The sequence below is a fragment of the Enterococcus sp. M190262 genome (assembly GCF_005843965.1).
Classification (GTDB): Bacteria; Bacillota; Bacilli; order Lactobacillales; family Enterococcaceae; genus Enterococcus_D; species Enterococcus_D gallinarum.
On sequence record NZ_CP040461.1, the window covers coordinates 1,418,084 to 1,431,969 of the forward strand.

The following is a 13,886-nucleotide window of genomic DNA, read 5'->3' on the forward strand; positions in this document are numbered from 1 at the left end:
CGATTTGTTGTTTTTGAATCGAAAATGGAGGACTCTGCTAGCTGATTTCTTTTCTTTTTAGAATGATGGATAGAAAAAACAAAGGAGAAAATAATGGCCAAAAAATCAAAACAAGCAAAAGCAAAAAAACAAGCCGCAATGATCGAGCAATACGCAGAGATCCGTTACCAATTGAAACAAGCAAAAGATTACCAAGCTTTAGCAAAATTGCCTAAAGATTCTAATCCGAATCGCTTGAAGAATCGGGATATGACTGATGGTCGTCCACGGGGCTATATGCGTAAATTTGGTCTTTCACGGATCACTTTTCGACAATTGGCACATGAAGGCAAATTGCCAGGTGTAAAAAAAGCTAGTTGGTAAACGTTTAATAGGTGTAACAAAAATAATACAATCAAACGATCTCCCTTCTAGATAGCTCAGAAATGCGCTGTATGGAGGGGTATTCAAGGAAAACTATCTGAATGCTGAGGCAGCTGATCTCCTAAAAAGACTGGGAGATAGACGCCGAGCGTTTAGGTAGTTTTTTGTTTGAATTTTTTGAGGGCAGCGATTCGACTAATCGGAAGTGGTCTCGTATAATAGAAAAAGCAAAGACGAAGGTCTGATGAACACATGTTGGATAGGAGTATATCATGTCTTTAAAAGAGAAAATCATCGCAGAAAGCAAGCGTTTAGGTATTGATAAAATCGGCTTTGCTTCTGCTGAACCGTTTTATGAATTAGAGTCCTCGTTGAGGGAGCAGCGCGCGAAAGGCCATACATCTGGTTTCGAACATCAAGTGATCGAAGAGCGGATATATCCAGAAAGAACCTTTGAAAATCCGCAAACAATCATTGCGATCGCTCTGGCATATCCGACAAAAATCAAAGAGAAAGTGCCGCGAGATGAGAAACGGGGGATGTTTGCCCGCGCCTCTTGGGGGATCGATTACCATGATATTCTACGTGATCGCTTAGAAAAATTGATCCAGTTTATCAAAGCGCAAGCAGAGAATCTGGAAGAAGCAGAAAACTGGCGGTTTGCCCCGCAAGTGGATACCGGTGAGCTGGTGGATGTGGCAGTTGCACAGCGTGCTGGTTTGGGGTTCATTGGCCGCAATGGCTTATTGATCACGGAAGAATTTGGTTCTTTTGTTTATTTAGGCGAGATCGTCACCAATATTTCCTTCGAAACAGATGAAGCGGTACCCTTTGGCTGTGGGGATTGTATGCGCTGTGTTACTGCCTGTCCTACAAAAGCGCTCTTAGGGGATGGGCGAATGAACGCACAGCGCTGCCTTTCCTATCAGACACAAACAAAAGGCATGATGCCTGAGGAATATCGTAAAAAGATGCATAATGTCATCTATGGCTGTGATATTTGTCAGTTGGTCTGTCCCTACAATCGAGGCAAGGATTTCCATTTTCATCAGGAAATGGAACCGGAAGTAGAAACCGTTTATCCTAAGTTGCAGCCAATGCTTTCTTTATCAAATAAAGCTTTTAAGAATCAGTTTGGGCATTTATCTGGTTCTTGGCGCGGGAAGAAACCATTGCAGCGTAATGCGATCATTGCCTTAGCAAATCTGGGAGATCGTACCGCATTGCCAGCCATCTGGCGGTGTGCGACAGAAGACGTCCGACCTGTCATTCGTGGAACAGCCTATTGGGCCATTGGACAATTAGGTATCAAAGAACCCGAACAATGGCTAGAACGCTTACAGCAGTGCGAAGAACTAGAACCGGAAGAAGAAGCACGCGTTGAACTACAAGCGGCGATCGAACGCTTAAAAACGATCGTGGCATCCCCCGGTGCAGATCGGAAAAACAAGTCAGTTGATTGATTGCGTGCTAGGCGGAACTCCATAAGCACGTGAGCAATCGTACAAAAAATGAAGCACGCGATTTTTGATAATAAAGAGCCGAGCAATGTTTAGAATACGTCAACTATGCCGCAAATGCGACATGACCTGAAAGGTCTGGAAGTATTCCGACATTGCTCAGCTATTGGTCGAATGGATGCTATTTTTAGGGGAAGATTTTTCACAGTAGTCTATTTTTTCAGCTTAATCCAGCACATCATCGCTTTCAACGATTTCTTCTGAGTCTAATTCAAAGTCTGGTGCTGGATGGACACGTTCCGGTAATTCCATCTCTAGTTCAGCTGTTTGTTGGTATTCGTTGTCGCTATCAGCAACGTCAATCAATATATCCGTTGGCAGTTCTTGATCGATTCGATAGCCTTGTGCATGGCGCGCATCGAGTAGTTCTAAGAGGTGCTGCCATTCATCTTTGGCAATCACCACGACATCGATTCCTTCTTGATTTTGAATTTCGACAACAGAAGATAGATCAGTCCCAACAGTCTGAATGATTTCTTCTAATGACCATTTTACGTTTTCTAATGAAATTTTTTGTGCCATTTGGATACCCCTTTCTTGTCAATTGACTCTCATTTCATTGTAGCGGGAATTTGGTTGATTGCAAAATAGTATGATCGCAGGTCTATGAAAGGGGTTAAAAAAATGAGAAGAAGAATTGAAGTCTTTTGTGAACAAAGGTAATATGGTATTAAAAGAAATGAGGGAGTAAAGATGAAAGAAAAACAAACGTTTCATGTTAACGGTTACTTAGCACTGATCGTCTTGATCGCCTTAATGATCGGCGGCGGCTATCTCTTTTATGATGGGATTGTCCGCAATGCGGTTTGGGAGTTAGTCATCAGTGTCGTGTTGTGGATCATCGCTATCTTGTTCATTAGTTCATTGACGATTGTGCAGCCGAATCAAGCGAAAGCGATTCTTTTCTTTGGTCAATATTTAGGTACCATCAAAGATAATGGACTCTTTGTGACTGTGCCGTTAACACAGAAAATCAATGTATCACTGAAAGTCCGTAACTTCAATAGCTCTTTATTGAAGGTCAATGATTCTGATGGCAATCCGATCGAAATCTCAGCAGTCGTCGTCTTTCGAGTCGTAGATACGGCCAAAGCATTGTTCGATGTCGACTACTACCAAGATTTTGTTGAGATCCAAAGTGAAACAGCGATTCGCCATATCGCTACCCAGTATCCTTATGACACTTTTAATGATGATGATTTGACTTTGCGAGGCAATACCAATGAAGTTTCTGAAGAACTGGCACAAGAACTGCAAGAGCGTTTAGCGGTAGCCGGTGTCGAGGTGATCGAGACGCGGTTGAATCACTTGGCGTATGCCACTGAGATCGCTAGTGCCATGTTGCAGCGTCAGCAAGCCAAAGCAATTTTATCGGCACGACAAATCATTGTTGAAGGAGCGGTCTCCATGACACAAATGGCCTTGGAACAGATCGAAGATGGCCAGGATATTAACTTTACTGACGATCGAAAAGTCCAATTGATCAACAATTTACTCGTATCGATCATTACTGACAAAGGCACTCAACCGGTGATCAATACAGGCGATGTGAAAGAAAAGGCGGTGTAATCAAATGAAAAAACTTTACATCAAGCAAAAAGTCTTCAGTATCGGTGAAAAATTTACTGTCATGGATGAGCAGCAAAAGCCACGCTATTTTGTCGAAGGGAGTTTCATGAAGATTCCTAAAAGCTTTGCGATTTATGATGAACGACAACAGCAAATCGGTGAAGTCACAAAGAAAGTGTTTAGTCTATTGCCCAAGTTTTTTGTTGAGGTACATGGAGAAGAAGCAATTGTTCTAGAAAAAGAATTCACGCTTTTCAAAGCGCGTTATTCCATCCATGCCCAAGGAATTGAAATTCAGGGGAATTGGTGGGACATGGACTTTGTCGTCAATCGACAGGGACGTCAAATTGCTGAGATACATAAACGCTGGATCTCATGGGGGGATACCTATGAAGTAACGGTTTATGAGGAAGATCTGGAGGACTTGATTATTTGTCTCGTCATTGCCATCGATCGCGTAAAAGCCGATGATGGTGCAGCTGCGAGTTCTGCCAGTACTTAAACAGAAAATGAAAGCAACGATGGAAAAGGAGACGAAAAGATGTACGGATCGATAGAAGCAGGCGGTACAAAATTTGTTTGTGCGATTGGTGATGAAGAAATGGCCATTAAAGAACGGGTCAGTTTTCCCACCACCACACCAGAAGAAACAATGGCATTAGTGATCGATTTTTTCAAAAAGTATGAAGACCAGTTAGTAGGGATCGGTATTGGTTCCTTTGGCCCAATCGATATCCATCGAGATTCCGCAACGTATGGCTACATTACCTCCACACCCAAATTAGCTTGGCAGAATTTTGATTTTGTAGGTACGATGAAACAAGCCTTTCCTATCCCCATTGCTTGGACTACAGATGTCAATGCTGCAGCTTATGGGGAATATGTTTTCGGTAAAGGAAAAGGACTATCCAGTGTAGTTTATTATACGATCGGCACCGGTGTTGGCGGCGGTGCATTACAAGATGGCCGCTTTGTTGAGGGATTCAGTCATCCGGAGATGGGACATATGCTGGTAGTGCCTCATCCTGATGATTCATTCGAAGGCAGCTGTCCATTTCATGGCAACTGTCTCGAAGGGATGGCCGCAGGTCCAGCGATTGAAAAACGCTTAGGAAAGAAAGGACAGGAATTGTCTGAAGATGAGCCTTTCTGGAGCATCGAAGCTGAATATATCGCGCAATGCGCCTACAACACTACATTGATGCTTTCACCGGATGTCATTATTTTTGGTGGTGGCGTAATGAAGCAGCGTCACATGGTGGAAAAGGTTCATCAAGCTTTTGAACGATTGGTCAACGGCTATGTCAAAACACCAGCAGTTGCAGACTACATCGTGACACCTGAATTAGAAGACAATGCAGGAACATTAGGCTGTCTGGCACTAGCACGAGAAGCTGTGTTACATTCCTGATACATGTGATCACACCAAAACATTGGTGTGATTTTTTTGTGATTATTTATAGAATTAGAAGCATGGTACAATCGGTTAATAGGTATAAAATGTTAAGGGGGTCGGAGCTAGAAATGACACTTGAGGAACTTTATCAATTCTTACAGGAAGAAAATGAAATTGAGCGGATCCAGAGAATCGAGCAGCGTAATGTCAATGATCAGCATTTGCCTTTTGGTGAAATTGCTGTCCCTAAAATGCCAGAAGCGAACTTTTTTCAAAATGGCAATATTTTTATCAATAAGCACCATCGTTACTCCGAGATGCCTGCTCATACCCACGAATTTGTTGAATTCAACTACATGCTTTCTGGCAGCTGCACGCAATATGTTGACAATGAAAAAATCGTCTTAAATCAAGGAGATATTATTTTAATGGATAAAGAATCCGTGCAGTCAATCGATCCATTAGGAAAAGACGATATTTTGATAAACATCTTACTGAAAGATGAATCCATTACGACCGACATTGTCGTAAATATGGCGAAGTCAACCGGTGTGTTGGCCGAATTCTTGATGGGCACCACTTCTGAATTTGATAATCAAAAACGATTTTTGTTTTTTCAAGTGGGAAGTCATGAAGACATTCAGGCTTTAATGAAAAAAATGATTCTCGAATACTATAACAAGGATCGTTATTATATCCGGTCGGTCAACTTACTTGTTTCGTTACTTTTGATTGAACTGACACGCTTTATGGAGAACAAAAGTATTGAAAACAATGAGGAGGATGAGCAAGAGATTATTTCAATTTTAAGGTATATTGAGATTCATTACAAAACGCTGACATTGGCTTCTTTGTCGCAGCATTTTGGGTATAATCCAAATTATCTGAGTAATAAATTGAAAAGAAAAACAGGACAAAGCTACAAAGAAATCATTAGTTACCTTCGTTACCGAGTAGTCCTCGAGTTAATGGAAGAGACAGATGATTCTGTAGAAGAAATCACAGAAAAAATCGGCTTTCATTCAATCGGAGCAACCTACAAATTATTGGCAAAATATACAAACAATAGCCCTAAACGTATTCGTCAGAATTTCAAAAAAGAAACAATCAGCTAATAGTAAAGACTTCATCGTAAGTCTTTTTTTATTTTCACTCATCTGTAGTTTGGAGAAAAACATCTGCGTTTTATGCATGGTGGAAACAACTGTATACGATTACAATTTGAAGAGTAAATAAGCTTATTACAGTTGAATAAAAAAAGTATTAGGAGTGAAGAACATGAGTAAGGACTCTGAACAAAGTTTAGTGAAAGAGTATTCACCGTTGGCTACAGCTGCTGGTATTGGATCCATGTTAGGTTCTGGCTGTATTGTCGGTCTTTCTGCGACGATTCCAGTGTGGCAAAAAGGATTGGAATTATCAAGTGCCCAAGTGGGAATTGTGTCTGGAGGATTAACGTTTGCCATCGCTTTTGGATCATTATTTGCTGGGAAAATCAGTCAAGCTTTCGGATTGATTCGTTCATTTAATTGGTTGAATTTATTTTATGCTTTAGGTGCAGGAATCTGCGTATTGTCGAATAATTTTCTTCTATTGTTGGCTGGCGTGATCGTGATGGGGTTTGCTTCGGGAGCCGATTTACCAATCAGTTTGACTGTTGTTTCCCATGATGCACCCGATGAGACGACATCTGCAAGTTTAGTTTCTTCTACACAAATCTTCTGGCAGATTGGGGTTTTTATCTCTTATATATGCTCATTTTTATTATCAGGAATTAATGGTGTGCTAGGCGCGCGGCTTGTGTTTGTTATTCTGTTTGCTTTTGCTTTGATAACTTGGATTTGGAGAAGTACTTCCAAGAAATTCAAACGGTTTCACGAAGAGGGGGCTGCTCGTCAAGTACGAACAGATCAAAGGAACGGACAGGCAGAAGTTTCTTTCAAAACAGTCTTGTTTGGACAACAAAAGAATAAGTATCTTGGCTTTTTTGCCGCTATTCTGATTTTTTATGTTTGTTGGAATCTATTAGCAAATACTTGGGGACAATTCCAAACGTTTGCCTTAACGAATGCTGGAGCAAGTCAAACCCAAGCAACTGGTCTAGGAATAATTTTGAATATTGTTTCGCTGATTACGACGGTGATCTTTGCCTCAGTAGCTGGTGGTAAATATCGCAACAAAGCATTTTTTGTCGGCGCTTTTGTGCAATTTGCAGCAATGATGGGTATGGCAATGATTGGCGGCAACGCAGGTTTTATCGCATTAGCTATCACGATCGCCTTTTATAATTTTGGAAATCCACTAGCGGGAGAAGCAATCTATAAAGTTTGGACACAAGAATCGTTTCCTGCTGAAGTCAGAGCCTCGCTGCAAGGATTTATTAATGGATTTTCACGTATGTGTTGCGGACTCTTTGCTTTCGTGACGCCCTTTTTAGTTGCTCCTGATCGCATCCAAACATCGATGTATGGATTTGCAGGGATTGTATTATTGGCGACGATTGCTGGAATAATCATGATGCGCTTACAAAAGAAATACCATATTGCAACAGAACAAAATCAGGATTCAACAAACCTTCAATCAATTGAAGAGTAGGGGGAAAAGACCATGGCTTTTACATTTCAAATCAATGATGATGTGGTTTGGCATCGCGATGAAAAACTCTTGACTATAGCTGATGAAGCAATCCCAAACCTTAAGAAATATCCTATTGTTCCAACATCAATTGTGGAGATTATTCCTGACGAAAGAGCATTGGCAGGATTTCGCGCAAGAAAAAAGGAGCAATCAATTAATGACTTGCCGAGTTATACATTGGGGCGGGATGAATCGATCGTGTTAGATTTAGGCGATCATTTCGTAGGAACTTTTTCGATCGCCATTGATTCAGTGGGTTCACCGATGGATGCACCGCTTTATTTACGAGTCAAGTTTGCTGAAATACCAGCAGAGATAGCAGTAGAATCCAGTGCGTATGAAGGATGGCTATCTCGCTCGTGGATACAAGAGGAGTTTATTCACTTGGATGTTTTACCGGCGAAATTGTCACTGCCGCGACGCTATAGCTGCCGATATATCGAGCTAAAGGTGATTGATACTTCACCTAAGTGGAAAGCAAGTTTTAGTCAACCACAATTTATCAGTGAAAGCTCCGTTGACTTAAATGCTGTTTCGCCAATTGTTGTGGAAGATCAAGAATTGGAAGCCATATATACTATTTCTGCTAAAACATTGGCAGATTGTATGCAAACCGTTTTTGAAGATGGTCCAAAACGCGACCGGCGTTTATGGATTGGTGATCTTCGTTTGCAGGCACTGGCTAATTACCATACGTTTGGCGATAAGCAGTTAACAAAACGTTGCTTATATTTGTTTGGCGGGATGACAACGGAAGAAGGGAAAATTCCAGCAAATGTGTTTACTTCACCGGTATTGACACCAGATGATACCTTTTTGTTTGATTATAGTTTATTCTTTGCGGTGATTTTATACGACTACATTCAGTACACCGATGACCTGCAAGCGTTGGACGATCTTTATCCTGTGGCGAAGAAACAAATCGATTTAGCACTAGGGTTAGTTGATGCGCAAGGCAGACTTAATTTACAAGAGGAGTGGCCAGTATTTATTGATTGGTCAAACGAATTTGAGAAGGCAACGGCCGGACAAGCTGTTTTTATCTATACGCTTAAACGATTTATCCAGTTAGCGCAACAAAAAGAAGATGCCGACCTATCGCTGTATCAAGCAGCCGTTGATCGAATGAGCAACTTCGCAAGAACCTCTCTTTTTGATGAGTCACGTCACCTATTTCTTGTCGAGCAGAACCAAGAAATCAATATTGCAAGCCAAGTTTGGATGGTGTTAGCTGAAGTGATGGATCCGGATTCCAATCGTAAAATCATGGAACAAACCGTTAAACAGCTTTTTCCAGTGAATGGAATCGCAACGCCTTATATGTATCACCATATTGTAGAAGCATTATTTATAGCTGGTTTAGAGTCAGAGGCTATAGCTCTGATGAAAGACTATTGGGGAAAAATGATCACTATGGGTGCCGATACATTTTGGGAAGCCTTTAAACCAGAGGATCCTAACTTTTCTCCATATGGAAGTCCAATTATTAGCAGTTTTTGCCATGCTTGGAGTTGTACACCGGCCTATTTACTGAAGAAATATCTTTTGCAAGAAACGCCAGATTCGTTGAAAGTCGTCACAGAGCAGCCTTTGATATAGGGGAGATGACTAATGGAAGCAATGCATATAAAACACACCAATAAGCCGATTTCAAAGTGGCGCCAGCGGATCGGCTATGGAATCTCAGATTTAGCTTGCAACTTAATCTGGCAGATGATTTCGCTTTATTTACTATTTTTTTACACGGATATCATGAAAATTAGTCCAGCAGCAATTAGCTTAATGTTTGTCTTGACCCGATTCTTCGATGGTGTGACAGATCTCATTGTTGGTTATCTTATTGATCAAACCAATACGAGATGGGGAAAATCTCGTCCCTATTTCTTATTTGGAGCTATTCCTTTCGCTTTATTTGCTTTTTTGTGTTTCAATGTACCGAATATTTCTGATAATGGCAAATTGATTTATGCTTATGTCACATATTTCGGACTTTCTCTTGCTTACACGATTGTGAATGTACCAATGGCATCAATTTTACCTAGTTTGACTAGTGACGCTAGTGAGCGTACAGCTTTATCCACATCAAGAAAGTTTTTTGGTTTTTTAGGGGCAACGATTGTTAGTTCGAGTGCCATGATTCTAGTTAATTTGTGGGGAAATGGTGACCAAGCGCTAGGGTTTAAATGGGTCATGGCACTTTTTGGTGTGATTGGTTGTCTATTAATGTTTGGCACATTCTTTAATGTGAGAGAAACTGTTCCTGTGAGTGAGAAAAGAGTCACAGTTCGTGAGGTATACTCGTCACTGAAACAGAATAAGCCTTGGCTGATCTTTGCCTTGAATATTCTATTTATGTGGACGGGATATTTTATTCAAACTGGAGCCCTAGTCTATTATTTTCAAGTCGTTATTGGAAGTACAACCTTATCTGTAACAGTGGCGACAATTATGTCTGTCGTTCCAATGATTGCAAATTTCTTTGTTCCTTTTCTCGCTAGCAAGATGGGCAAAAGAAATCTCTATATTGTTTCTTCAATCGTTCAACTTTTAGGTTGTGCCCTCATTTTCCTAGCAGGAAATCATTCGTTTGAAATTCTTATCGGAGCAGTGGTTTCTGGATTAGGTTATGGAATCAAAGAAAGTATTTATTTTTCTATGCAAGCGGATCCGGTAGATTATGGCATTTGGAAAACAGGGATCAACGTTTCAGGTTCGCTGTCTGCGATCAATGGCTTTCTAGGGAAAGTCGCACAAGCAATCGCTGGAGGAGTAGCCGGCGCTTTATTGGCTTGGGGGAGTTACTACCCAAATAAAGCCATCCAATCAGAGCAAGCGGTTCTTGCTATCAAAGCCATGTATCTCTATGTGCCGATGCTATTGATTCTTTGCTCCATTGTGACCATGCTTTTTTATCGACTAGATACTATGTATCCGATGATTGAAAAAGAGTTAGCAGAAGGTAAGACACAAAGTGATCAAGGTTGAGGAAAGACAATAACTTGGAAAGTTGACATAGAGTAGAAGTACCCCGCTTTTTTTAGCGGGGATTTTTATATCCTAAAGTTGGTCGTGGGTCATTTATTACATTTTTCCTAGGAAATCTTTCCAAACGATCTAATTAGAAGTTCTTTCCAATAGGAGGAATAAATGCAAAAGAATTACTGCTAAACATAGTTTATGAGCATTTTTGCCTAAAAGAATTAGGGATCTAACATTACAACTAACTTGAGATTTTGGAGAAACTGATCATTGAGGTGAACAACATTGGTGATAAGGCACATAGCTAACAGTTGGCACTTTGGAGAGCTTTTCGTATACTTAAGCAGAGGTGGAAAGAGATGAAAATTGCAGTTCGTAAAAGAAAAATCGGGAATATCCCAGTATTGGAAGTCGTTCCAGAACATTTGATCTATGAACCGTTGCCGTTGATCATTTATTATCATGGTTGGCAAACGAGTAAAGAATTGGTACTGACGCAAGGTCGAAAACTAGCACGGGAAAACTTTCGTGTGATTTTACCTGATGCCGCCAATCATGGCGAACGAAAGACCCAACTATCCGAGATTCCTTCATTGATTTTCTGGCAAAGCATTCATACCAACTTATTTGAGTTTTCTTATTTGGTGGATTTCTTTGAAAATCTAGGCTTGGTAAATGGGCAAATCGCTGTAGGAGGCGTTTCAATGGGAGGGATGACGACTTGCGGTTTGCTATGCCAACATCCGGAGATCACCGCTGCTGCGTGTGTGATGGGCTCGCCATCGATGATCGGTTACCGTGAACGGATCCAGAAACATGCGGGTGCTGCAGGTTTCTTTGTCCCAGATGACTATCAGTTGCTGCTAGGATGGATCGAAGCTTATGATCTCCAGACGCAACCAGAAAAACTAGCTGGACGTCCATTGTTGTTCTGGCATGGGACGGAAGATGAGAAAATCCCTTACGCCGATGTAGAAACCTTTGTGCAAGGGCATCCAGAAGCGAATCTGACATTTATCTCTCGCGAAGAACGACATTTAGTTCGTGGAGAGACCATGGATCAGGTAACGGCCTTTTTTGTTGAACAATTAGGAAAAAGCACTGATTCACTCTGACAACAAAAAACGACAGGTATCTAGGTAAGCAAAGGGATTGTGTGGTTATGTACAAGCATAAAATTCGTGTTCTTCATTTTTCTTTTTTATACTGTAGGGTGGAAAAAAGGAGGAATGACTGTGAACTATCGCGTTTTATTATTTTATAAATACACGACCATCGAAGATCCAGAAAGTTTTGCGAAAGAGCATTTAGCTTTTGGGAAAGAGATCGGTATCAAAGGTCGAATTCTTGTTGCGAAAGAAGGAATCAACGGAACGCTTTCTGGAACGATTGAAGCAACGGATGCCTATATGGAAAAAATGGAAGCGGACCCCCGTTTCAAAGAAATCTACTACAAAATCGATGAGGTGGAAGAACACGCCTTTAAAAAATTGTTTGTTCGGCCGCGAAAAGAATTGGTGTCATTGAACTTAGAAGATGATATCGATCCTTTAGAACTAACCGGAAAGTATCTAGAACCGAAAGATTTCAAAGAAGCGTTGTTGGATGAAAATACCGTAGTGATCGATGCGCGGAATGATTATGAATACGATCTTGGTCATTTTCGAGGTGCGGTCCGTCCCGATATCCGCAGTTTCCGTGAATTGCCTCAATGGATCATTGAGAACAAAGAGAAATTCATGGATAAAAAAGTGGTCACTTACTGCACAGGTGGGATTCGCTGCGAGAAATTCTCGGGCTGGTTGTTGCGAGAAGGATTCCAAGACGTAGCACAACTTCACGGGGGAATTTTTGCTTATGGCAATGATCCAGAAGTTCAAGGAGAGTTGTGGGACGGTAAGATGTATGTCTTTGATGAACGTATCAGTGTTGAGATCAATCATGTCGACAAGACCGTGATCGGTCGCGATTGGTTCGATGGCACACCATGTGAGCGTTACGTCAATTGTGCAAATCCAGAGTGCAATCGTCAGTTCCTCACTTCGGAAGAGAATCAAGCGGCACACTTAGGCGGCTGCTGCTATGAATGTGCCGCCAATGAAAACAATCGTTACGTCATTGAGCACAATATCTCTCAAGAAGAACAAGCAGCAGTTTTAGCACAACTAGCGTCTGAAGTGACGGTTTAAAAGATCCTGAAAAGGATCTTTTTTTGTTCTTTAATTATCTGAAAAATCAAACGATTCCAATTGATTTTTTTTACAAATTTCACTTTAAAAAAGGCAAGCCCCTCGCATATTTGTTTGATTTGGAGTAAACTATACCTAATTGTCAGATAGGAAAGAGGAATAGAGATGAAAATTGTTATTGCTGGTGCTGGTGCCATGGGCAGCCGATTTGCCATTAAATTAAAAAGAGGCGGCAACGATGTAACGTTGATCGATGGTTGGCCAGCGCATATCGAAGCGATCCGTACCAATGGACTACAAGCAAATTTGGATGGAGAAGAAATCACGGAATCGTTTCCGATTTATGCGCAGTCTGAAGTAACGGCGGATACGCCAGCGGATCTGATCATTGTTTTTACAAAAGCGATGCAATTAGACCAAATGATGCAAGACATTGCTTCACTAATCGGTGATCAAACAAGAGTACTTTGCTTACTTAATGGCATTGGACATGAAGATACGATTGAAAAATATGTCGCTACCGATAAAATTTTCTTAGGAAATACCCTATGGACAGCAGATTTGATTGGACCTGGGCAAGTTCGATTGTTTGGGGAAGGATCGGTTGAGCTGCAAAACATTGGTGAAGGCAAAGAAGCAGCGGCCAAAGAACTGGCTGAGGTACTGACTGCTTCTGGATTGAATGCGTCATACTCTGAAAATATTCGCTATTCAATCTATCGTAAAGCCTGTGTCAATGGTACATTGAATGGTTTATGTTCAATTTTGGATGTCAACATTGCACAGTTTGGAAATACAGCCACTGCACGACAAATGGTGCAAACCATTGTTGGAGAATTCGCAGCTGTTGCTGCTCATGAATCGGTAGAACTAGATGTTCCAGAAGTCGTTGCCCATATTGAAAAAACCTATGATACTGCAGGTATTGGCTTGCACTATCCTTCCATGTATCAAGATTTGATCAATAATCATCGTAAAACGGAGATCGATTACATCAACGGGGCTATTTCGCGTAAAGGTCGAAAATACAATGTTCCTACGCCTTATTGCGACTTCTTGACCCAATTGATCCATGCCAAAGAAGATGTGCTTGAAGCGAAGTAGTAGAAGCTATATGTTTTGGGTGTTTAAGGGTAACGGTATCCATAATAACTCATTGAATGAATCGAGACTTTTCTTTAATTTATAAATACTGGTGTATCTTTTTATAAGATTAGTTTGAGCTTGCTGAAC

Annotated in this window: 13 protein-coding genes; 12 read left to right on the forward strand and 1 reads right to left on the reverse strand. The window is 41.0% G+C overall.

All coding sequences use genetic code 11. The annotated features are described in order from the left end of the window. Positions 1 to 93 precede the first annotated feature (93 nt). Both rpsN and queG read left to right on the forward strand, forming a co-directional pair. Positions 94 to 363 carry a 30S ribosomal protein S14 gene (gene rpsN / locus FE005_RS06660; protein ID WP_003128701.1) on the forward strand — a complete coding sequence of 90 codons (270 nt, stop codon included), beginning with the start codon at positions 94 to 96 and terminating at the stop codon, positions 361 to 363. Between the two features lie 272 nt (positions 364 to 635). Continuing rightward, positions 636 to 1,826 (forward strand): tRNA epoxyqueuosine(34) reductase QueG, encoded by a 1,191-nt coding sequence (queG, locus tag FE005_RS06665; RefSeq protein ID WP_021149159.1) that lies wholly within the window; start codon positions 636 to 638, stop codon positions 1,824 to 1,826. A gap of 222 nt (positions 1,827 to 2,048) precedes the next feature. Here queG and FE005_RS06670 read toward each other — a convergent pair whose 3' ends face one another. Beyond that, the gene (locus FE005_RS06670) at positions 2,049 to 2,405 is read right to left on the reverse strand and encodes a hypothetical protein (RefSeq protein WP_003128703.1); all 357 of its coding nucleotides are present in this window, start codon (positions 2,403 to 2,405) and stop codon (positions 2,049 to 2,051) included. A 171-nt stretch (positions 2,406 to 2,576) separates the two neighbouring features. Here FE005_RS06670 and FE005_RS06675 point away from each other — a divergent pair, with 171 nt between their 5' ends. The 10 genes from FE005_RS06675 to FE005_RS06720 all read left to right on the forward strand — a co-directional run bounded on the left by FE005_RS06675 (position 2,577) and on the right by FE005_RS06720 (position 13,757). Next, positions 2,577 to 3,452, forward strand: a complete 876-nt coding sequence (locus FE005_RS06675) for an SPFH domain-containing protein (RefSeq protein WP_003128704.1) — start codon at positions 2,577 to 2,579, stop codon at positions 3,450 to 3,452. 4 nt (positions 3,453 to 3,456) lie between these two features. Beyond that, positions 3,457 to 3,954, forward strand: a complete 498-nt coding sequence (locus tag FE005_RS06680) for an LURP-one-related/scramblase family protein (protein ID WP_003128705.1) — start codon at positions 3,457 to 3,459, stop codon at positions 3,952 to 3,954. A gap of 39 nt (positions 3,955 to 3,993) precedes the next feature. After that, positions 3,994 to 4,863, forward strand: a complete 870-nt coding sequence (gene scrK, locus FE005_RS06685; protein ID WP_138371496.1) for a fructokinase ScrK — start codon at positions 3,994 to 3,996, stop codon at positions 4,861 to 4,863. Positions 4,864 to 4,976: 113 nt separating this feature from the next. Continuing rightward, positions 4,977 to 5,963: a helix-turn-helix domain-containing protein gene (locus FE005_RS06690; RefSeq protein ID WP_103300372.1), complete on the forward strand. Its 987-nt coding sequence runs from the start codon at positions 4,977 to 4,979 to the stop codon at positions 5,961 to 5,963. Positions 5,964 to 6,126: 163 nt separating this feature from the next. Continuing rightward, positions 6,127 to 7,443: an MFS transporter gene (locus FE005_RS06695; RefSeq protein ID WP_103300373.1), complete on the forward strand. Its 1,317-nt coding sequence runs from the start codon at positions 6,127 to 6,129 to the stop codon at positions 7,441 to 7,443. A 12-nt stretch (positions 7,444 to 7,455) separates the two neighbouring features. Beyond that, positions 7,456 to 9,084, forward strand: coding sequence for a family 78 glycoside hydrolase catalytic domain (locus FE005_RS06700; RefSeq protein WP_138371497.1), 1,629 nt, complete (start codon positions 7,456 to 7,458; stop codon positions 9,082 to 9,084). A 12-nt stretch (positions 9,085 to 9,096) separates the two neighbouring features. Continuing rightward, positions 9,097 to 10,470: an MFS transporter gene (locus FE005_RS06705; protein ID WP_138371498.1), complete on the forward strand. Its 1,374-nt coding sequence runs from the start codon at positions 9,097 to 9,099 to the stop codon at positions 10,468 to 10,470. A gap of 353 nt (positions 10,471 to 10,823) precedes the next feature. Continuing rightward, positions 10,824 to 11,579 (forward strand): alpha/beta fold hydrolase, encoded by a 756-nt coding sequence (locus FE005_RS06710; protein WP_138371499.1) that lies wholly within the window; start codon positions 10,824 to 10,826, stop codon positions 11,577 to 11,579. A gap of 120 nt (positions 11,580 to 11,699) precedes the next feature. Next, on the forward strand, positions 11,700 to 12,653 hold the full coding sequence (locus tag FE005_RS06715; RefSeq protein ID WP_138371500.1) for a rhodanese-related sulfurtransferase: 954 nt from the start codon (positions 11,700 to 11,702) through the stop codon (positions 12,651 to 12,653). Between the two features lie 165 nt (positions 12,654 to 12,818). Beyond that, positions 12,819 to 13,757 carry a 2-dehydropantoate 2-reductase gene (locus FE005_RS06720; RefSeq protein ID WP_138371501.1) on the forward strand — a complete coding sequence of 313 codons (939 nt, stop codon included), beginning with the start codon at positions 12,819 to 12,821 and terminating at the stop codon, positions 13,755 to 13,757. Positions 13,758 to 13,886: the final 129 nt, after the last annotated feature.

Coding starts and splice junctions, on each gene's coding strand:
- rpsN (WP_003128701.1), top strand. CDS start 94: ATGGCCAAAAAATCAAAACAAGCAAAAGCAAAAAAACAAGCCGCAATG.
- queG (WP_021149159.1), top strand. CDS start 636: ATGTCTTTAAAAGAGAAAATCATCGCAGAAAGCAAGCGTTTAGGTATT.
- FE005_RS06670 (WP_003128703.1), bottom strand. CDS start 2,405: ATGGCACAAAAAATTTCATTAGAAAACGTAAAATGGTCATTAGAAGAA.
- FE005_RS06675 (WP_003128704.1), top strand. CDS start 2,577: ATGAAAGAAAAACAAACGTTTCATGTTAACGGTTACTTAGCACTGATC.
- FE005_RS06680 (WP_003128705.1), top strand. CDS start 3,457: ATGAAAAAACTTTACATCAAGCAAAAAGTCTTCAGTATCGGTGAAAAA.
- scrK (WP_138371496.1), top strand. CDS start 3,994: ATGTACGGATCGATAGAAGCAGGCGGTACAAAATTTGTTTGTGCGATT.
- FE005_RS06690 (WP_103300372.1), top strand. CDS start 4,977: ATGACACTTGAGGAACTTTATCAATTCTTACAGGAAGAAAATGAAATT.
- FE005_RS06695 (WP_103300373.1), top strand. CDS start 6,127: ATGAGTAAGGACTCTGAACAAAGTTTAGTGAAAGAGTATTCACCGTTG.
- FE005_RS06700 (WP_138371497.1), top strand. CDS start 7,456: ATGGCTTTTACATTTCAAATCAATGATGATGTGGTTTGGCATCGCGAT.
- FE005_RS06705 (WP_138371498.1), top strand. CDS start 9,097: ATGGAAGCAATGCATATAAAACACACCAATAAGCCGATTTCAAAGTGG.
- FE005_RS06710 (WP_138371499.1), top strand. CDS start 10,824: ATGAAAATTGCAGTTCGTAAAAGAAAAATCGGGAATATCCCAGTATTG.
- FE005_RS06720 (WP_138371501.1), top strand. CDS start 12,819: ATGAAAATTGTTATTGCTGGTGCTGGTGCCATGGGCAGCCGATTTGCC.